At 41.3% G+C, this 18,445-nt stretch carries 22 protein-coding genes; 20 read left to right on the plus strand and 2 right to left on the minus strand.

The genetic code is table 11. The annotated features are described in order from the left end of the window. Positions 1 to 203: 203 nt before the first annotated feature. The gene (locus VIM91_RS05570) at positions 204 to 812 is read right to left on the minus strand and encodes a superoxide dismutase (protein ID WP_331863827.1); all 609 of its coding nucleotides are present in this window, start codon (positions 810 to 812) and stop codon (positions 204 to 206) included. A 304-nt stretch (positions 813 to 1,116) separates the two neighbouring features. Between VIM91_RS05570 and VIM91_RS05575 the strand changes: the two genes are divergently transcribed. From VIM91_RS05575 to VIM91_RS05665, 19 genes are all read left to right on the plus strand, one after another. Beyond that, positions 1,117 to 2,529: a form I ribulose bisphosphate carboxylase large subunit gene (locus VIM91_RS05575; RefSeq protein ID WP_331863828.1), complete on the plus strand. Its 1,413-nt coding sequence runs from the start codon at positions 1,117 to 1,119 to the stop codon at positions 2,527 to 2,529. A gap of 34 nt (positions 2,530 to 2,563) precedes the next feature. Then, positions 2,564 to 2,908: a ribulose bisphosphate carboxylase small subunit gene (locus VIM91_RS05580; protein ID WP_331863829.1), complete on the plus strand. Its 345-nt coding sequence runs from the start codon at positions 2,564 to 2,566 to the stop codon at positions 2,906 to 2,908. A 30-nt stretch (positions 2,909 to 2,938) separates the two neighbouring features. Then, on the plus strand, positions 2,939 to 5,131 hold the full coding sequence (locus tag VIM91_RS05585) for a CsoS2 family carboxysome shell protein (RefSeq protein ID WP_331863830.1): 2,193 nt from the start codon (positions 2,939 to 2,941) through the stop codon (positions 5,129 to 5,131). A gap of 5 nt (positions 5,132 to 5,136) precedes the next feature. Continuing rightward, on the plus strand, positions 5,137 to 6,135 hold the full coding sequence (locus VIM91_RS05590) for a hypothetical protein (protein WP_331863831.1): 999 nt from the start codon (positions 5,137 to 5,139) through the stop codon (positions 6,133 to 6,135). A 40-nt stretch (positions 6,136 to 6,175) separates the two neighbouring features. Next, positions 6,176 to 6,427 carry a carboxysome peptide A gene (locus VIM91_RS05595; RefSeq protein ID WP_331863832.1) on the plus strand — a complete coding sequence of 84 codons (252 nt, stop codon included), beginning with the start codon at positions 6,176 to 6,178 and terminating at the stop codon, positions 6,425 to 6,427. Continuing rightward, complete coding sequence (locus VIM91_RS05600; RefSeq protein ID WP_029933623.1) at positions 6,427 to 6,681, plus strand: carboxysome peptide B; 255 nt, start codon at positions 6,427 to 6,429, stop codon at positions 6,679 to 6,681. The genes VIM91_RS05595 and VIM91_RS05600 overlap by 1 nt, the downstream gene beginning before the upstream one ends. A gap of 154 nt (positions 6,682 to 6,835) precedes the next feature. Beyond that, a complete protein-coding gene (locus VIM91_RS05605; protein WP_029933624.1) occupies positions 6,836 to 7,135 on the plus strand; it encodes a BMC domain-containing protein in 300 nt (99 codons plus the stop codon). A 75-nt stretch (positions 7,136 to 7,210) separates the two neighbouring features. Continuing rightward, positions 7,211 to 7,519, plus strand: a complete 309-nt coding sequence (locus tag VIM91_RS05610) for a BMC domain-containing protein (RefSeq protein WP_331863833.1) — start codon at positions 7,211 to 7,213, stop codon at positions 7,517 to 7,519. A gap of 51 nt (positions 7,520 to 7,570) precedes the next feature. Then, positions 7,571 to 8,119, plus strand: a complete 549-nt coding sequence (locus VIM91_RS05615; RefSeq protein WP_331863834.1) for a ferritin-like domain-containing protein — start codon at positions 7,571 to 7,573, stop codon at positions 8,117 to 8,119. Then, complete coding sequence (locus VIM91_RS05620) at positions 8,116 to 8,364, plus strand: hypothetical protein (protein ID WP_331863835.1); 249 nt, start codon at positions 8,116 to 8,118, stop codon at positions 8,362 to 8,364. Before VIM91_RS05615 ends, VIM91_RS05620 begins: the two co-directional genes overlap by 4 nt. A gap of 346 nt (positions 8,365 to 8,710) precedes the next feature. Beyond that, positions 8,711 to 10,036 (plus strand): SulP family inorganic anion transporter, encoded by a 1,326-nt coding sequence (locus VIM91_RS05625; RefSeq protein WP_331863836.1) that lies wholly within the window; start codon positions 8,711 to 8,713, stop codon positions 10,034 to 10,036. Positions 10,037 to 10,163: 127 nt separating this feature from the next. Further along, positions 10,164 to 11,153, plus strand: a complete 990-nt coding sequence (locus tag VIM91_RS05630) for a sodium-dependent bicarbonate transport family permease (RefSeq protein ID WP_331863837.1) — start codon at positions 10,164 to 10,166, stop codon at positions 11,151 to 11,153. Positions 11,154 to 11,170: 17 nt separating this feature from the next. Continuing rightward, positions 11,171 to 11,473 (plus strand): P-II family nitrogen regulator, encoded by a 303-nt coding sequence (locus VIM91_RS05635; protein ID WP_331863838.1) that lies wholly within the window; start codon positions 11,171 to 11,173, stop codon positions 11,471 to 11,473. Between the two features lie 17 nt (positions 11,474 to 11,490). Then, positions 11,491 to 12,450, plus strand: a complete 960-nt coding sequence (locus tag VIM91_RS05640; RefSeq protein WP_331863839.1) for a LysR family transcriptional regulator — start codon at positions 11,491 to 11,493, stop codon at positions 12,448 to 12,450. Between the two features lie 68 nt (positions 12,451 to 12,518). Then, entirely contained in the window at positions 12,519 to 13,061 is a 543-nt protein-coding gene (locus VIM91_RS05645; RefSeq protein ID WP_331863840.1) for an SgcJ/EcaC family oxidoreductase, read from the plus strand. Between the two features lie 16 nt (positions 13,062 to 13,077). Continuing rightward, the gene (rdgB, locus tag VIM91_RS05650) at positions 13,078 to 13,704 is read left to right on the plus strand and encodes an RdgB/HAM1 family non-canonical purine NTP pyrophosphatase (RefSeq protein ID WP_331863841.1); all 627 of its coding nucleotides are present in this window, start codon (positions 13,078 to 13,080) and stop codon (positions 13,702 to 13,704) included. A 5-nt stretch (positions 13,705 to 13,709) separates the two neighbouring features. Next, complete coding sequence (locus VIM91_RS05655) at positions 13,710 to 14,324, plus strand: BMC domain-containing protein (RefSeq protein WP_331863842.1); 615 nt, start codon at positions 13,710 to 13,712, stop codon at positions 14,322 to 14,324. Between the two features lie 64 nt (positions 14,325 to 14,388). Further along, the gene (locus VIM91_RS05660; protein WP_331863843.1) at positions 14,389 to 15,021 is read left to right on the plus strand and encodes an AAA family ATPase; all 633 of its coding nucleotides are present in this window, start codon (positions 14,389 to 14,391) and stop codon (positions 15,019 to 15,021) included. Next, on the plus strand, positions 15,011 to 15,199 hold the full coding sequence (locus VIM91_RS05665) for a hypothetical protein (protein WP_331863844.1): 189 nt from the start codon (positions 15,011 to 15,013) through the stop codon (positions 15,197 to 15,199). The genes VIM91_RS05660 and VIM91_RS05665 overlap by 11 nt, the downstream gene beginning before the upstream one ends. Before the next feature lie 86 nt (positions 15,200 to 15,285). Here VIM91_RS05665 and VIM91_RS05670 read toward each other — a convergent pair whose 3' ends face one another. Beyond that, positions 15,286 to 15,582 (minus strand): YcgL domain-containing protein, encoded by a 297-nt coding sequence (locus tag VIM91_RS05670; protein ID WP_331863845.1) that lies wholly within the window; start codon positions 15,580 to 15,582, stop codon positions 15,286 to 15,288. Positions 15,583 to 15,803: 221 nt separating this feature from the next. Between VIM91_RS05670 and VIM91_RS05675 the strand changes: the two genes are divergently transcribed. Continuing rightward, positions 15,804 to 18,341, plus strand: a complete 2,538-nt coding sequence (locus VIM91_RS05675; RefSeq protein WP_331863846.1) for a putative bifunctional diguanylate cyclase/phosphodiesterase — start codon at positions 15,804 to 15,806, stop codon at positions 18,339 to 18,341. The last annotated feature ends 104 nt before the right edge of the window (positions 18,342 to 18,445 follow it).

The raw sequence follows: 18,445 nt of genomic DNA on the forward strand, positions 1-18,445 counted from the left end.
TACAGTAAACACGGCTCGACATGGACTATTCCTTTAAAGTTAGAAAGCCAACATGCTAGCACAGCAAAACATACAAGGTTTTGAAATAAGGCGATAAGTTAAATGGATAAATTGAGTTGAATTGAAAGTTGGAAGGGATAGTTATTGTAAACATTGAACTACCAGGCATGGTAGAAGCACCAGGCCTGGTAGTTAAACCGTGATTACTTGTTTAGCTGATAAAGTTCAGAGACCTTGTTCCAGTTAACCACGTCCCACCATGCGTTGATGTAGTCAGGACGACGGTTCTGGTAACGCAAGTAATAGGCATGTTCCCAAACGTCTAAGCCCAAGATTGGCGTTCCTTTGACTTCAGCAATATCCATTAAAGGGTTGTCTTGGTTAGGAGTAGAAGTAATTTGCAATTTACCTTCACCATTAACAATCAACCATGCCCAGCCAGAGCCAAAACGAGTTAAACCGGCTTGGGTGAATTGGGTTTTGAAAGTATCAAAATCGCCAAAAGTTGATTTGATTTGATCTGAAAGCTCACCTTCGGGTGCGCCCATGCTATCAGGTGTCATTAGGTTCCAGAAAAAGCTATGGTTCCAGTGACCGCCACCGTTGTTACGAATCGCGGGTGAGATTGATCCAGCATTCTTAACCAAATCAATTAATTCTTTGCCTTCATTATCTGTGCCAGCAATCGCGTTGTTTAAGTTGGTGATGTAGGTTTGGTGATGTTTAGTGTGGTGAATTTCCATAGTCTGGGCATCCACGGCCACTTCTAATGCATTATAGTCATAACCAAGATCAGGTAGAGTAAAGCTCATAGGTTTCTCCCTATTATAAGGTGTAAAAAAACATTAATAATCAGGTTTATCTGGTTGAGATATTGTAACTTGGAAATGACCAGGATGAAAGGTTGAGTTAAACAGAAGGTTATTAAAGCGAAACTTTGAAAGTGCTTGTTTAATAAACAATATTTTGGTATTTTGGTCTGATCTTATTCAAACCATTACCCATAGATTAAATTTAATGGGATGTATCGATTATTCCAATTGGTCAGTATGGGTTGGTTTGGTTAATATATATAGTGAGTTCGTAACAACCTTTTAAATTAGAGGTAATTTAAGTATGGCAAATCAATCATTTAATGCTGGTGTACAGGATTATAAGCTGACCTATTGGACACCAGACTATACTCCGCTAGACACGGATCTATTGGCCTGTTTTAAGGTAATTCCACAGGCGGGTGTTCCTCGTGAAGAAGCGGCAGCAGCTGTTGCAGCAGAATCATCAACAGGTACCTGGACTACGGTTTGGACTGACCTTTTGACTGATATGGAGTTCTACAAGGGTCGTTGTTACAGAATCGAAGAAGTGCCTGGTAACAAAGATGCGTTCTATGCATTCATCGCTTACCCACTAGATCTTTTCGAAGAAGGTTCTGTTGTTAACGTATTGACTTCTTTGGTTGGTAACGTATTCGGCTTTAAAGCAGTACGTTCTTTACGTCTTGAAGATATCCGTTTCCCAGTTGCTTACATCAAAACTTGTGGTGGCCCACCCTCTGGTATCCAGGTTGAGCGTGACAAATTAAACAAATATGGTCGTCCTATGTTGGGTTGTACTATCAAGCCTAAGCTTGGTTTGTCAGCTAAAAACTACGGTCGTGCAGTTTATGAGTGTTTACGTGGTGGTTTGGATTTAACCAAAGATGACGAAAACATCAACTCGCAGCCTTTCCAGCGTTGGAGAGACCGTTTCTCATTTGTTGCTGATGCGATCAATAAAGCAGAAGCAGAAACAGGTGAAGTTAAAGGGCATTACCTAAACGTTACAGCGGCTACTTGTGAAGACATGATGGAGCGTGCTGAGTACGCGAAAGAGTTGGGCGTGCGTATCGTTATGCATGACTTCTTGACTGGTGGTTTCTCAGCTAACACGTCTTTGGCTAACTGGTGTCGTAAAAACGGTATGTTGTTACATATTCACCGTGCAATGCACGCTGTTATTGATCGTAACCCTAACCACGGTATCCATTTCCGCGTACTAGCTAAGTGCTTACGTTTGTCAGGTGGTGACCACTTGCATACTGGTACAGTTGTAGGTAAGTTGGAAGGTGATCGCGCTTCTACTTTAGGTTTCGTAGATCAATTGCGTGAAGCATTTGTTCCAGAAGATCGTTCACGCGGTATCTTCTTTGATCAGGATTGGGCTTCAATGCCTGGCGTATTCGCTGTTGCTTCTGGTGGTATTCACGTATGGCACATGCCAGCGTTGGTAAACATCTTTGGTGATGACTCTGTTCTTCAGTTTGGTGGTGGTACACAAGGTCACCCAGGTGGTAACGCAGCGGGTGCTGCAGCTAACCGTGTTGCCTTGGAAGCTTGTGTTAAAGCACGTAACGAAGGTCGTGAGCTTGAGCGTGAAGGTGGAGACATTCTTCGTGAAGCAGCTCGTCATAGCCCAGAGCTAGCGGTTGCACTAGAAACTTGGAAAGAAATTAAGTTCGAATTCGACACTGTCGATAAGCTTGATGCTTAATTTTGACCAATTAAATTAGATTAAGGAGAATTCTATGTCAGTAATGGCTTCAGGTGATTTCCGCACTTCGCGCACCTATGAAACTTTTTCGTTCTTGCCACCTTTAACTCAAGACGAAATTTACGATCAAATCGTTTATATCATTAACCAAGGCTGGACAGTTGGTCTAGAACATGACACACCTGAGAATGGTAGTCAAAACTATTGGGGTATGTGGAAGTTGCCTTTCTTCGGTATGCGCAACCCTGATCAAGTTCTAGCTGAGCTTGAAGAGTGTAAACGTGCTTATCCTGATCATTTGATCCGTATGGTTGGCTATGACAACTATGCTCAGTGCAAAGGTCACGAGTTTGTTGTTTACCGTCCACGTGGTCTGTAATTAGAAAGGCCAACTCTTAGGAGGCTATGCATGAGTGATAATACTCAAGCCTTGTCGGGTCGTGCGTTATCTCGTGCGAGACGACAAGCATTAACAAAGGGTAAGGGCGCGCAGATTGATTACGCTGCACTTGCTCAGAGTACCTCTGCACCTGTAAAGAGTTCGGCGCCTGAGCGGAGTGAGCCAGTGCCTACTCCGTCTAGTCGCACTAGATCAAGAGATATCGTTCCTCAGCAGCCAGTTTTGTCTGCTGGGAGAAAGGCATCGATTGAGCGTCGAAAGCAACAGGTTAAAGGTAATATTTCGCGTGGTGGTTCTCAGCCTACTAGACGTCCTAGAAAGTCTGTCGAAGCTGTGGTTGATACGTCACCCGTTGAAACTTCTTCTGCGTCTGAACGCAGTTATGTTGCCCCTGCAAATACTGGAAAAGGCCGTGCAAAAGTTAATGCTGTTAAGCCTAATGCTACTACTCAACCAAAAGGTCGTTTAGTTGCAAAAGCTTATAGAAAAGCAGCATGTGAAGGCAAGGCAAAATTGCAAGCCAAAATGAGCCAGAACAGTGCGTTAACATGCATTGGAGCTTCGGCTGATTCAGGTGCAAGTTGTCGTGAAATTGCACGTCAGGTTCGTGAACAACGTTCTGCCCATGGAAAGGTTAAGTCTACTTCTTCTGCGCGTCCATCAGGTCGTACGTCAAAAAAGTCTGACAGCAGCTCACCTAGTAAGGTAGGGCTTGCTATTACGTCTTATGACCAAGAAGTAAGTGGAACAGTTTTAGCAAATACACAAAAAATGACAGGCTCTGAAGCTGGCTCATGTCGTGTTATTTCTGGAACAGAATATACAGGTCCTGATGAGTATCAGGCTAAGTGTAGTTTTAAACCGGAACCGAATCCAAGAAAAGTGGCCATGACTAAAACGGCTTCAGGGCGTAGTGTCAGTGGTACTGAAGTTGGTATTTCAAAATCAGTAACTGGAACAGAGCCTGGGCAGTGTCGTAGCGTTACAGGTACCGAATATTTGCCTGCAGATCAAGGTGAAGTATTCTGTGGTACTAAGCCTGCAGCGGGACCTTCAAAGGTGAGTCAATCTAAGACTGTTAGAAACCAAGTTGTTTCTGGTCCTAGTTTGAATACTCGTCAAGATATGACAGGTTTAGAAGCTGGTTCACAGCGTGCTGTAACTGGTAGTCAGTATGTGTCAAGTTCCGCACCTATGGGTAAAGAGCCAACACGTCAAGCACGCGGTAGCATCATGTCGCAGTCTGATAAACATGAAGTTTCTCATACAGGTGGCGGCGCAGCGGTATCAGGTACAAACGTAAATTTTTATAAGCCTGTTACAGGCGATGAGTCTGGCTTTTGTAAGAATGTAACTGGTGGACAGTATCAATCACAAGAAGTTCGTAAAGAGCGTTGTGATGACGAGTTGCAACCAAGTCCTACAAAATCCATTCAATCACAGACCTTTGCAGGTCAGAAAATCACTGGAGATCGCGCTGGTTTAGGCGGAAAAATCACCGGTGCGGCTGCAGGTATGTGTAAAAGTGTAACAGGCTCCTCATATTTAAGTTTTGATGCTGTTGAGTCTTGTGGTGTTGAACCTTCGAGTCTGAAACCAGACGCGAATAAGTTTACACCCCGGTCTAAGCCTACAACGGGCGGTCAGCCAGGACCTTTAGGTCTAACTGGTGCTCAAAAAGGCGTTTGTAGCTCTGTGAGTGGCACTCCATATCAAGGTGTAGATCATACATCTGCTATGTGTCAGTCTAGTATGCCGTCTATGGCAGGTGAGTCAGATTATCCAACGATGATTATGGCTGCGCCTCAACCTATGATGGCTCAGGCACCAACTATGTTTAATGGTGTTAATGCTTACTCTGCGCCTATGGTTCAGCCGACACCAATTATGATTGGTTCAGAGCAACACAATGAAGCTGACAAAGCGGTTGCTTCAAGAATAACAGGTGATGGGGCCGATTCTGGTTTTTCAATTACCGGTGATTCTTGGCGTCGTGATGGTAAAGTTTCTGGAACGGAAGGTAAGTGGTCTCAATCTCGTAATGTCTCAATGCGTGGTGTGGAAACACGTCAATCAATGGGCGCACATGATTTTAGACCAGTGACTAATCCGCAGGTTGCTGATTTAAGCCCAATTACAGGTTCTTCTGGCAACACAACTAGTGGTGCGAGCATAACTGTATCGGGTGGAGCGCGCGCTTAAAGAAAATGAAAGTTTCTTTACCCTCGAAAAAGGTTATACGTGCTCCTTCTGGTAAGGTGATAACGAAAACCGATTTAGCCAATAAACTGGTTAAAAATTCAAGGTTAAAATCGCATGCTTTTATACCGGGTGGAAAGTTAGAAATAATTAACACCCGGTATATTAACCAATTCATTTCAGCGGGCTATTGGCTAAAAAAGGTCGCAAATAGAAATGAACTATATGTGATAAAAAGCGTTCTCAAGGATGTAGAAAAAGCAAAAAATAATGAATTTTTTACTGTAATTGCACAGCAAAATATTCGAGAAAAACTTGGGTTTTGTTTACCTTATCAAGTGTTTGATAAAGAAAAACTAAAGCGAAAGGATAAGTATCGGATTGGCAGGTTGGTTTTGACGCTATATTGGCTAGTGATTCCAATAAAAAGTTTATTACGTAATTTAAGATCAGAAAAATCATTGGATCATGTTGTAGGTTGGGAGTGGTTGAATGCTACTCATTCTGAACATGTTAATTCATTGATAAATGATTTTATGTTGCTGACACAGTCGCTGAGTATAAAGCCCAGGCTTGATCAGGCTGAAGATGGTGCACTATTGGCTCATGCAAATGGTGACCAGGTGATAATTACGTTAAGTGACTTAACAGAATATGAGTACAAACGTAGCCATGGCATTTCGGCACAAATGAAAGCTGAGTTAAATGAAGATTTAGCTGATGAACCTTTAAAAAAGGTTGTTGAATTAGTGTTGGGTTTGCGGAACAACAAGGTGGTGTGGTTAGGTATTACGGATGGCACGGCAAAGCACGTTATCGATTTGTCGAGTTTATATGCTTTAACTGATGGGCTGGCTCTTGATTTAGTTGCTTCGGCTCATCAGAAATATATTTTAGATGCGATGTATGTATTACCGTTTACACCTGTGGTTAATATTCAATTATTAATTGAGGTGTTAACGCTGCAGCTTGTTGCACAGGATTATGCAGTGCGCTTATTAAAATAATGCACATATTATGAAGTTGTAAATTAGGTTTTAACACACTATGAAGATTATGCTGGTTGATAAAGCGATTGTATCTACAAATCGTATTGCAACGATGGATCACAAGCCGCTATTGATCGTTAGAGATAAGCCGGAAGGCAGTCCTCAAGTCGCGGTTGATCCAGTTGGGTGCAAACCTGGTGACTGGGTGTTATGTGTTGGTAGTTCTGCTGCTCGTGATGCAACGGGTACAAAGGCCTACCCAAGTGATTTGACCATTGTCGGTATTATCGATAAATGGGAGTCTGACTAGTGGAGATACATCAGGTAACACATCGACTAATTTTGACGAGTCGATTAGATGGCATGGGTCATTTACCTGTAAAAGTTTTGTTGAGTGTTTCGGGCGGGGTTGCCGTTGCACTTGATCCTATCGGATGCAAGATTGGTGATTGGGTATTTACAATTGCTAACTCTGCGGCAAGAACCGCAGCTGGTGATGATCGTTATTTAACGGATCTTACAATCAGTGGCATTATTGACAACTGGGCAGAGCAAGAGTCTTGAGTTGTTTGTTTTCAAGATGAGGTATTCGTATCTCATTTAGAGTGTAAGGATTTAAATCGGCCATAGCCATGGAAGATTTAAAAGTATTTTTAACAGTTACGAACTCACTTTTTATGTAATTTGTTAAATTTAATTTTTTTATTAGGAGAATGATATGTCTACTGAATATGGTATCGCATTGGGTATGATCGAAACTCGTGGTTTAGTTCCAGCTATTGAAGCTGCGGATGCTATGACAAAAGCTGCTGAAGTTCGTTTGGTTTCTCGTGACTTTGTTGGTGGTGGTTACGTTACTGTTATGGTTCGTGGCGAAACTGGTGCGGTAAACGCTGCAGTTCGTGCTGGTGCGGACGCTTGTGAACGTGTTGGTGACGGTCTTGTTGCTGCTCACATCATTGCACGTCCTCACAAAGAAGTTGATCCAATTTTGAACGGTAACTTGATCCAAGGTTAACTTCAAAGAATCATCTGAACTTTAACTCTGTTACGAACTCACAACAGCGTTTAAATTCATTATGGAGATTTTAGAATGAGCAATGAATATGGTATTGCACTAGGTATGATCGAAACTCGTGGTTTAGTTCCAGCTATTGAAGCTGCGGATGCTATGACAAAAGCCGCTGAAGTTCGTTTGGTTTCTCGTGACTTCGTTGGTGGTGGTTACGTTACTGTTATGGTTCGTGGCGAAACTGGTGCGGTAAACGCTGCAGTTCGTGCTGGTGCGGATGCTTGTGAGCGTGTTGGTGATGGGCTTGTTGCGGCACACATCATTGCACGTCCACATAAAGAAGTTGAACCTGTTCTTGTGGCAGGTGTTAACCCAGCTTCTCGTCTGTAAATATTGCAGTAGGCATGAGAGTTATTAAACTTTCATGCTTAAGGAGTGGTTATGACTTATCAAAGAGCAACTAGAAATAGTGTTATGGCAGGTGTAGGTCAATATACTAGACGCGAACTTGCTGGTTCAGCTTCTATGAATCCTCAAGTACTGGGTTTTCTAGGTCGAGCCATGAGTCTAGAGTTTAGTGCTGCCCAACAATATTTGTCTCACGCTGCTTTATGCCAGAGTCGTATGGAAAATCAGTTTGCTGAAGAATTCGTGCAACTTGCAAATGAAGAATTTCGTCATGCATCAGAATTAACTGAACGCATGGTGGATCACGGCGCCTTACCTTCGGGTACTGTATTAACGCCGTCTAAGCCCTCTTTTAATATTATTGAGGCTTTATCAATTTGTGAATTAAATGAAATGCAGTTAATTAATTTGTACGAACAGGCTTATAAGTTAAGTTCAAATATTGGTTCAACTGGTGACGCTGAATTGTTCGGACGATTATATGAAGAAGAGGTGAGTCAACTCCACCGTATTCGTCAATGGTCAGCCGATTATATTGCTAAAGCTCATGCACCCCATCCCATGAAAGGAGGTTTTGCATGAGTCTAAACTGGAAGGAAAGTAAAAACGCCTCAAGTTTAGAAGCTAAGTTTGTTTTTGATGGTTATGAAACATTGCGTGACTTTTTAGATGAAGTTGCGCAGTTAACCGAAGATATGGGAGTTCATCCCAACATTAGCTTTGGTCGTGATTATGCAAGCTTAATTATTTATGCTCAACAAGACACACTGTCTGACAAAGAACGTGATGTTGCTGAAAAAATATTAAACTTAGCGCAATCTGATTAACCTTACTTGCTTAGAATTGCTGATAGATTTTGTCTATCAGCAACCTAATTCCAAAGGGCTGGTTATGACCAGCCCTTTTTTTTGAAGCGGCTTATTGTTTTGTCGCTCAAATAAACATACGAATGTATGTCAATTATCATTAAAAGTGACCGGACTGATTTGTAGAGGCACCAATCATCCCTTATCTCTACAAGCAGTTATTTGCAAACCTTTAGGGGTTATGCTTAAACCACAATCATAAACAGCCAAAAGCTTAAATGATCGAGCCTGGTAGCGACACTCCAACATCAGTTGTGAGTTATTACAGAATGAAAGTTTATGCATAAATGAAGTGGTATTGTTAACTATGACAACGAAAGAAACACAACAACACATCTCTGAACAAGATAAAGCATGTACGAATGATAGTTGTGCAGCATTTCAGAAACAGTATTTAGTACGTGATGTTCAGGCAGGCATTATTACTGCTGCAATGGCAATTCCATTGTCGATTGGCATTGCGCTTATGTCTAATTATCCAATTCAAGTTGGTTTAGCAACGGTTGCATTTGCTTCATTTATCGGCTGGATGTTTGCCTGGTTCAAGCCTGGTAATTTCATAGGTGCGCCCGGCATAGCCGCAGGACTGGCCCCGATCTTAGCAATGGGTGTAGCCACTTTTGGTATTCAAAATATGGCTTTTATCATATTTTTAACAGCAACTTTTCAAGCCATTATCTGGAAATACAATTGGCAGCGCTATATTTTAATGGCTGTGCCTACTTATTTAGTTGAAGGACTGCTAGCAGGCATAGGTTTGAAAATCGTACTTGCTTTTATCGTGTTTACTTATGAGTTACCCGTTACTGTTGATTCTGCCAGTGATTTTTTAACATCCGATCGTGTGACGGTTATTTTTCTATCAATCATTGGTGCCATGTTGTTTTTTGTGTTGTTTAGACACTACAAAGATACTAAGCCAGCTCTGCCCTACTTTGCCTTAATAATTTTTGGTATTTTAGCGTCGATGTTATTACCAGTTTCGATGCTTAAGGTCGAGGATGCAGAGCTGAGCTTGGCTCTGCCTATACCTGAATTTGATAATTGGTCGCTTTGGTTTTATGCCATAGGTTTTGCCGTCATGTTGTCTGTGATTGATGTCATAGAACAGGTCATGAGTAATGCCGCTATCGAGAAAATTGACCCCCTGAAACGCAAATGTAACAGCAATAATAGTTTGTTATCTATTTGGGTCTCAAATATGGGGTCGAGTTTTTTCGGTGGCATGACGAATCTTGATGGCCTTGCGAAAAGTTCAACGAACAAACTTGCTGGTGCATTCACCAAATTTTCTGTATTGATTATTGGCATATTGATTACTTTCTTTGTGATTAATATCGAATATCTTGAATATTTGCCTAAGTTTGCTCTGGGAATAATTATGGTATTTGTCGGCCTAAAAATGATTTTGGGGCTTTTGCATGTTGTCAAGCATGGTCCATATGCCTTATTACTGGCAACAGTGTGCGGTTTATTGGTTTATCAGGTAGGGATTTTTGAAGGATTGTTAATTGCTTTAGCCATTCATGCCGTCATAAGCTATGTGATTTTTACGAAAATTGAAAATATGTCTGCCAATACAATCGTAAGAACCTACTTCAACAAATTCAAAGAAGAAGATGGTTTGAATTAATGAAATAAAAACACAACCTATAGGCTTGAATCAATGGAACCTAGTTTCATTATCAATTATTCAATGAAAAAAAATTGCTTTAATATGAACTAAGTTTCGATAAGTATTATTTGATAGGAGTTTAAACATGGGTTTAGATGCCATTCTTATTCCAGCAATTTTGTTTTTTGCTTTGGGGGTGTTTGCAAAAGCCATTAAATCAGATTTAAAGTTCCCAGATGGGTTGTCAAAAGGGTTATCACTTTATTTATTGATTGCGATTGGGTTAAAAGGTGGTGCGGAGCTTGCAAATGCGGAGCTAGGTTTAGCTATAAAATCAATTTTCTGGGCTATCGTACTAGGTTTTTTGACGCCCATTATTGGTTACATGATATTGCGTTTTCGAGATCGAATCGATCGTATGAATGCTGCTGCCATTACGGCTCATTATGGTTCGGTTAGCGCCGGCACATTTCTAACCGCTGTTGCTTTTTTAGAAGCTTCGGGTATTTATCATGAGACCTACCCAATTATTATGATGGTGGTGATGGAAACCCCGGCTATTATCATTGGTTTATTGCTGGCTGCAATGGCGCGCCGTAAAATTCAACAAGTAGAAGATGGCGGACAAGGAAATGATGATGTGCCTTGGAAGTCTTTGTTGCATGAGGCTTTAACAAATGGCAGCGTAGTTTTATTGCTAGGGGCGATGGTGATTGGAGCCGTTGCAAGTCCTGAGGCTATGCAGAAGGTTTACCCATTCTCTCATGAGATTTTTATGGGAGTCTTGTGCTTGTTCTTGTTAGACCTAGGTATGGAAGCTGCACGCCGTATGAAGTCCTTTAAAAAAGTAGGTGTTACTTTAGTGGCTTTTGGTATCATAATGCCGGTTATTGGCGGCTTGATTGGTATATTTGTGGGCGCTACGTTGTTAGATTTTAGCGTCGGTGGTACGTTATTAGTTGCTATATTAGCCGCAAGTGCCTCCTATATTGCCGTGCCTCCTGCGATGAGAATGGGCGTGCCTGAGGCGAATCCATCATACTATTTAACACTGGCGCTTGGGGTGACCTTCCCATTTAACGTGTTAGTTGGTATTCCTTTGTTTTATTCCATTGCCAATTGGTATATTGGTTAGTTAAGGGAGCAGTCAATATGTCTTGTAGCCAAAAACTAATACAGATTATTACTTCAAATACACTAGAAGATAGAATCAAGAAAGTTTTTAAAAAAATTGGGATTACAGGCTTTACGTTCTTTAATGTTTCAGGTGAAGGTGACTCAGGTGTTCAGTCAGGCCACTTTGATGCAGATAGTAATGTTTTGTTTATGGTTATGGTTAGCGAAGAACAGTTTCAGCAGGTGAGTGAAGAGCTCATGAAGGAAATAAAAAAAGGCTATCATCACTTTATTTTCAGCTTAAATGCTGAAGTGATGACCCCGGGCAAATGCACATAACTTCTTAAGGTTGAAATTTGAGCAACAAAACACAAGAGTTTGGTGCGAGCCACCATCTAATACGATATCTGACTTTACGTCAGATACAGGTGTTTGAGGCGGTTGCACGCTACAGTAGTTTTACTAAAGCGGCTGAAGCATTGCATTTAACTCAGCCGACAGTATCTACACAGATAAAAAGCTTTCAAGAAAGTTTGGATGTACCTCTTTATGAGCAAATAGGTCGAAATATTTATCTAACGGATGTGGGCGAAGAGGTTGCATACTCATGCCGACAAGTAATAGATGTTCTGTCGAACCTAGAAATGAAGTTAAACGATTTCAAAGGAATGAGAAAAGGTAGGCTGAGGGTAGCAGTTGTCACCACAGCAAAATATTTTTTGCCTTTGGCATTAGGTGAATTTTCAAAAAACTATCCAGATATTGAACTTTCTTTTACCGTTTGTAATCGTGAAACGATTTTAAGCCGTATAGAAGAAAACTTGGATGACTTATATATTATGGGGCAAAAACCACCAAGTTCTCTTGATGCGGTGGTTATACCCTTCGCACCTAATCCACTAGTTTTTATTGCTCATCGAGATCATCCGCTAGTCGGACAAAAAAATATTTCGCTAAAACGTATAGCTGACGAGCCTGTTTTAATGCGTGAGGTTGGTTCTGGAATTCGCTCGGCTGTAGAAGAGAGGTTTCATGAGCAAGGGCTGGAAATTAACGAAAGATTAACATTGGAAGGCACTGAAACTATTAAGCACGCTGTATTTGGCGGATTAGGTATTTCCGTGGTACCCAAACATTCACTGTACCTAGAGGGTGTAGAGGGGCCACTGGCAATTCTGGATGTAGAAGGCTTTCCTTTGGCTAAAGAGCTTAATATTGTTTATCCAACCGGTAAATCTTTGTCAATTTTATCGACAGAGTTTTTAGAGTTTCTGCTTGAAAAGGGTGCTGAATATTTTCAGACGAATAATGGATAGTACCCATTTTTATAAAAGTATATTGATTAGTGGTAACAAGTCTTTTAAGACTTATTGAGGAATCTACAATGAAAAAAAACACGGTTTATATTACCGGAACCCTTGGTATTGAAAGTCAAAACAAGGCAAAAGTAAGTCTTAGTAACTCATTAAGAACGCCATCGCAAACGGTTACAGGGGTTTCAAAGCGCCCGATTGATACATTGACAGCGAATGAGAACAGTTTTTGTGCGCCAGTAGATGAAAAGCTAGCAGCAGACTTGTTTGACAAGTGGAATGCGGCATTAAAAACCCGTAATCCCAAGGCGGTAGCCGCACTTTATGCGGAAGATGCTGTGTTATTACCTACGGTTTCGAACCTAGCTAGAACTAACTTGGCCGAAATTGAAGATTATTTCGCACACTTTTTAGAGAAGAGTCCAGTTGGAACAATTGTTCAGCGTAATGTTAAAAAGGGCTGCAATAAAATAACTGATGCAGGTATCTATTCGTTTCGTTTAACGGATATGACTGGAACGAAAGAAGTCCCGGCGCGTTACACTTTTGTATACGAATTTAGAGATAATGGTTGGAAAATTGTTCACCATCATTCATCTGTGATGCCTGAGTAATTTGGGATTTGTGGCGATGTACTCACCTAGTAATCTACGTAATGGTTTGAAGAAAGGAAAGTCGGTTGTTTTAGCTTCCAATAACCGAGGTAAACTTGCAGAAATGCAAGAAATTATGAAGGGTTATCAGGTTTATTCGCAGTCCGAGTTTTTTTTAGATCAAGTGGAAGAAACGGGTCATAGCTGCATTGAAAACGCGATATTAAAAGCAAGGTATGCGGCAGAAAAAACCGGATTGCCAGCCATAGGCGATGATTCTGGATTATTTGTTGAAGCACTAAATGGTGCCCCAGGATTATTTTCGGCGAGATTTGCTGGCGATAATGCAAGTGATCAGGCCAATGTTCAAAAGCTTTTAAAGGTTATGCAAGATATTCCTGAAGGACATCGCCATGCTAAGTATGTTTGTACGATGGCGTATGTCAGGCATGCTTCTGATCCACTGCCTATTTGTGTGAGTGCAGATTGGGCGGGTTATATTCTTGCCGAACCTCGAGGTCAAGAAGGTTACGGTTATGATTCAGTTTTTTACCTTTTTCGTGAACGAGCGACTGTGGCTGAATTGTCACCCGTTTTAAAAATTAGACTAAGTAACCGCACTCAAGCTTTGCGTGAACTCTTGGCTCAAATAGATAAGTACTAAATTTTATGATTAAACTTAGAACCTATATAAATATAAATTCACTTCAGCCACAGATTGCCTCTTATATGGGAACAGCTTCGCAAGGTTTCTTGCCTGTTCCGGGAGACGCTTGTTTGTGGTTAGAGGTTGCGCCAGGCATGGCTGTTCACAGGTTGACTGATATTGCATTGAAGGCATCAAATGTTCATTTAGGCCAGCAATTAGTTGAGCGTGCTTATGGTTCGATGTTTATTCATCACCGTGACCAGTCAGACGTGTTGGAATCTGGTAGGACGATGTTAGATTTTCTCAAAACATCAGAAAATGAACGCCAGAAATGCCGAATCATGTGGAACGAAATTATTCGCTCCGTCATGCCTGACCATGCTGTATTAATAAACCGCGACAACCGTCGTGGATCTATGATGTTGCCTGGGCATAGTATGTATATTCTAGAAACTGAGCCAGCTGGTTATATTGTGTACGCTGCAAATGAAGCTGAAAAAGCGGCGAATATCACGTTAATTGAAGCCAGAGCCGTTGGTGCATATGGCCGCTTAATTTTGGCTGGAAATGAAGCAGATATCAATGTCGCAGCTGAGGCTGCGACTCGTGCCATTGAGCAGTTAACTGGTATTTAATGAGCAATATCATAATTAGTGAGTTACAATCTGGTTATTTAGAAAGTTTGATTAAGTAGGTATTATGATTATTCAAATTGGCAATATTAAAGGCGGCTGTGGTAAAAGTACTTTGACGGTAAACCTAGCTGCCTTGTTGGCATCAAATGGCAAAGATGTGATTATTGTTGATGCGGATCGCCAAGGTACTTCATCCAACTGGACGCTTGATCGGCAAGAGTTAGACTTACCGCGTGTACATCATGTACAGGCGTTTGATAATATTCGAGATACGATCTTGGATCTTGGAAAGCGTTATGAATATGTGCTTGTTGATGCTGGTGGACGAGACAGTCGCGAACTTCGCACTGGCTTAACCGCGGTTGATTTTTTATTGGTGCCTTTCAGACCTTCACAGCCAGATTTGGACGTTCTACCAAGTCTTCAAGAAATTATTACGTTATCTCGAGATTACAACCCTAATCTTAAAGTCAGAGCCGTTTTAACACTTGCCCCGACCAATCCATCGGTTAAGGAAGTTGAAGAAGCACAGGGTTATTTAGCTGATTATCATGAGCTACTTTTATTAAACAGCATTATTCGAGATAGAAAAGTTTATCGTGACTCTATGAGTATGGGACGCGGTGTGGTAGAAATGGATAATGAAAAAGCTAAACTTGAAATAAACCAATTATGGGAGGAATTACATGGTAACTAGACGTAAGCCAAAAACAACACAAAATAGTCCAGCGGTTAAAGATGAGGCTACGAAGCCTGAAAATGAAACGACTGTTAGCGAAAAACCATCTGCGCCAGCTACCGAGAAGAAACAGCCAGCAACTAAGAAAGAGCCAGAGCCTAAGATTCATATAGGTCGTCGTGTTTGGCCTGATTAAAGCTGTGATTTAAAACCGATAAGAATGTATTTTTATCGGTTTTTTGTTTTATGAGCTATTTTGTCGTTTATACCAGATTGTTGTCTCTAGAAGATATTGTCTAGATGTTCAGGTGGTGCGGGCATGTCGCTTATTTTTTCAACATTTTGGGGCGGCATTTGTATAAAGTAGCCTCTTGTTTTTAACCCACTAAGAACCTCTGTTGCATTCTCGCGCCCCATTTTTCGATCGGGGGTTAAATTAAAGTCAATGACATGTAGTGGCTTGCCAAACATGACCGTAAGTTCATCTGGTAATTTCTCCAGCCCATCTTCTTGTGGTACAAATAGATATAACTCATCTTTTTTGGCACTCTTATATGCAGAAACTAGCATGGCTTGCATAAATACTCCGAACATACTTATTTAATTCTTCATTTTATCACATACCATAAACCGCCCGCTATTTAGAACGATGGGTAGTTTAATTATAAAGATAGCTATTTAATCACCGCTTTAGTTATGTTTGACCCTTGCTGAACAAAAATCCTTTAATCTTTAATCAGGATTACTTTAGAATGACTTTATTATGCATTCGTTGCGCTAACCCGTGTAGGAGTCTTGTTGTGCAGATCAAAAAATGGCTGGGGTTGCCGATAGGCGTAAGTCTGAGTTATGCAATCTTGGCAGGTTTATGGATCGGATTGTCAGACTATATTTTAGCCTTTTTGGTTAAGTCACCAGATTTATTAGTGACTTTAAGTTTGGCGAAAGGGTTTGTGTTTGTCGCAATTACGGCACTGCTGCTTTATGTTCTGTTAACTAGTTGGCAAGGCTTAAATCGGTTGAACCGCATCGAAAAACCATTGATACGTTACAACAGATGGTTAATTGGTGGCTTTTTTTTAACAGCATTATTGGTACCTGTTATTTCTGGAGGGTTGATTTGGAAACAAACCCCTCAAGTCGAACGCGAAACCCAAGATCGTTTAATGGCATTTTCTCAGCTCCAAGCCGATCTAGTGAACAATTGGTTAGCCGAAAGACAGGGTGATGCAAAGAACTTGGCGAGTGATGTCTTCTTATCACAAGCTTTACAGCGCTGGCTGATAGTTGAAGAAGATTCAGGCTTAGAGGAAATTCTGGATCGGGTATTTACTAACCGGATTAAAGCTTATGGCTATGATGCGATTGAGGTCTATTCCGCGGATGAGTTAGTCAAGTTTTGGGGTACACCGACTCACGCAAATTCAAATATCATCAGCGAACTTATCGTAGCCTCCGGGCGCTCTCAAGAAGTCATGCAAAGCCATCTTTATAAAGATGAGCAAGGTATTTTGCATTTAGAGTGGCTGATTCCATTTCCGGCAGAAGATATGGAACGCAGTATTGTTTTAGTTTTGCATGCCTCTCCATCTGAGATTTTATTAAAAGCTTTGCAACACTGGCCTGCAGCCCCAGATGGGGCTATGTCCTATTTAGTTGTTCAGGAAAATAAGCTTCCACAATTCTTAGGTGTTAATGAAACTGGAACAGAAGTTGTCAACTTTGACTGCGTGAATTCAGCTTGGTTGTTACAAGTGCAAAATAGAACTAACCTGGACTCGGTCATAAAGACCTGTAACGATGAGCAAATGGTCTATGGCTTTACTGATATAAAAAATGCTGATTGGAGTGTCTATACTCAAATGACACGCGAGCAAGCGAGAGCGCCCTTGCGCGAATTAGTAAGTTGGGTATCGCTTATTTCAAGTTTAGCGATGGTCGCTTTACTGTTGATGTTGTGGCTAATTTGGCGTCGTGAATTGCTCGCGCATAAGTTTGAAATTGAGAGTCGTACAGCCGAAAAAGATGCATTGCTCGACTATGTTTCACATTACGATCATGTTACTGGTTTGCCAAATCGCGTTTTGTTTATGACTCGGTTAAGTCATCAAATAAAACAAGCTAAACGTGAGCATAAGAAAATGGCGCTCATCATGCTCGATTTAGATCGCTTTAAAGATGTTAATGATAGCTATGGTCATGCGGTCGGTGACGAATTGCTGGCCGCGTTGGCCTCTCGTTTATCTGATCAACTGGGCCAAATGGATACACTCGCTCGGATGGGAGGGGATGAATTCGCCGTACTGATTGAAGATTTGCCAAATACTAAGTCGGCAGAGGTGTTAGCAAATCGAATTGCGCAGAACATAAGCCAACCTCTTCAACTTACGCAGGGTGCGGAGGTCAGGGTAGGTGTGACAATGGGGATTAGTGTTTTTCCGGACCATGGCCAATCGGCGGATAGTTTGCTGCAAAATGCAGATGCCGCGTTATATCGGGCAAAAGCCGATGGAAAAGGTGGGTTTGCTTTTTATAATGATGAATTAACAGAGCTTGCACGCCAACGTGTTCGCCAAGAGCTACAGTTAAAACAAGCTATTTTTAAAAAACATTTAAAGCTTTATTATCAACCCCAGGTTGATTTAAAGACCAACCAAGTTGTAGGTGCAGAGGCTTTAATTCGTTGGCTTGATCCGGAAAAAGGCTTCATCTCGCCGTTGAATTTTATTCCGATGGCCGAGGAAACAGGATTAATACAAGAAGTCGGTGAGTGGGTGTTGCGTGAGGTCTGTACTCAAGGCCAGGCCTGGTTGTCACAAGGATACCCTCCGATTAGGCTAGCCGTAAATGTATCTGCCCAGCAATTGCGTCATGGTGGGGTAGATAAGTTAATCAAACGTATACTAGATGAAACAGGCTTCCCGGCGCGTTATTTAGAGTTGGAGTTAACTGAAAGTGCTCTTATGCAGGAGGTTTCTCACATTGATGAAACTTTGATGAAGCTTCGTCAGTTAGGCTTAACCTTGGCTTTGGATGATTTTGGTACGGGTTATTCTTCTTTATCCTATTTAAAACGTTTTGCATTAGATGTGATTAAAATTGATAAGAGCTTTGTCGCGGATTTAAGCCATGAAGAAAATGGTCAGCAAATTGTAAATGCAATTATTACGATGGGGCATGCGTTGGGTTTGTGTGTTCTAGCCGAAGGGGTTGAAAATACAGAGCAGTTAGCTTATCTATTAGAACATGACTGTGATTTATACCAAGGGTTTTTGGTTAGCCAAGCCATTCCAGCGGATGACTTTATTCAGTTGTATCAAAAAAGTTTAGCCAAGTGAATTCATAAGCTGGTGAGGCGCTTGCTTGACCCTTCTGAAACTTTTCCTTAATATTGCGTGCTTTTGAGTCCTATTAAATAGCGGGTTGATTTGGCCGAACAGAA

The sequence above is a fragment of the Thiomicrospira sp. genome (assembly GCF_036568485.1).
In the GTDB taxonomy this organism is placed as follows: domain Bacteria; phylum Pseudomonadota; class Gammaproteobacteria; order Thiomicrospirales; family Thiomicrospiraceae; genus Thiomicrospira.

Coding starts and splice junctions, on each gene's coding strand:
- VIM91_RS05570 (WP_331863827.1), bottom strand. CDS start 812: ATGAGCTTTACTCTACCTGATCTTGGTTATGACTATAATGCATTAGAA.
- VIM91_RS05575 (WP_331863828.1), top strand. CDS start 1,117: ATGGCAAATCAATCATTTAATGCTGGTGTACAGGATTATAAGCTGACC.
- VIM91_RS05580 (WP_331863829.1), top strand. CDS start 2,564: ATGTCAGTAATGGCTTCAGGTGATTTCCGCACTTCGCGCACCTATGAA.
- VIM91_RS05585 (WP_331863830.1), top strand. CDS start 2,939: ATGAGTGATAATACTCAAGCCTTGTCGGGTCGTGCGTTATCTCGTGCG.
- VIM91_RS05590 (WP_331863831.1), top strand. CDS start 5,137: ATGAAAGTTTCTTTACCCTCGAAAAAGGTTATACGTGCTCCTTCTGGT.
- VIM91_RS05595 (WP_331863832.1), top strand. CDS start 6,176: ATGAAGATTATGCTGGTTGATAAAGCGATTGTATCTACAAATCGTATT.
- VIM91_RS05605 (WP_029933624.1), top strand. CDS start 6,836: ATGTCTACTGAATATGGTATCGCATTGGGTATGATCGAAACTCGTGGT.
- VIM91_RS05610 (WP_331863833.1), top strand. CDS start 7,211: ATGAGCAATGAATATGGTATTGCACTAGGTATGATCGAAACTCGTGGT.
- VIM91_RS05615 (WP_331863834.1), top strand. CDS start 7,571: ATGACTTATCAAAGAGCAACTAGAAATAGTGTTATGGCAGGTGTAGGT.
- VIM91_RS05620 (WP_331863835.1), top strand. CDS start 8,116: ATGAGTCTAAACTGGAAGGAAAGTAAAAACGCCTCAAGTTTAGAAGCT.
- VIM91_RS05625 (WP_331863836.1), top strand. CDS start 8,711: ATGACAACGAAAGAAACACAACAACACATCTCTGAACAAGATAAAGCA.
- VIM91_RS05630 (WP_331863837.1), top strand. CDS start 10,164: ATGGGTTTAGATGCCATTCTTATTCCAGCAATTTTGTTTTTTGCTTTG.
- VIM91_RS05635 (WP_331863838.1), top strand. CDS start 11,171: ATGTCTTGTAGCCAAAAACTAATACAGATTATTACTTCAAATACACTA.
- VIM91_RS05645 (WP_331863840.1), top strand. CDS start 12,519: ATGAAAAAAAACACGGTTTATATTACCGGAACCCTTGGTATTGAAAGT.
- rdgB (WP_331863841.1), top strand. CDS start 13,078: ATGTACTCACCTAGTAATCTACGTAATGGTTTGAAGAAAGGAAAGTCG.
- VIM91_RS05655 (WP_331863842.1), top strand. CDS start 13,710: ATGATTAAACTTAGAACCTATATAAATATAAATTCACTTCAGCCACAG.
- VIM91_RS05660 (WP_331863843.1), top strand. CDS start 14,389: ATGATTATTCAAATTGGCAATATTAAAGGCGGCTGTGGTAAAAGTACT.
- VIM91_RS05665 (WP_331863844.1), top strand. CDS start 15,011: ATGGTAACTAGACGTAAGCCAAAAACAACACAAAATAGTCCAGCGGTT.
- VIM91_RS05670 (WP_331863845.1), bottom strand. CDS start 15,582: ATGCAAGCCATGCTAGTTTCTGCATATAAGAGTGCCAAAAAAGATGAG.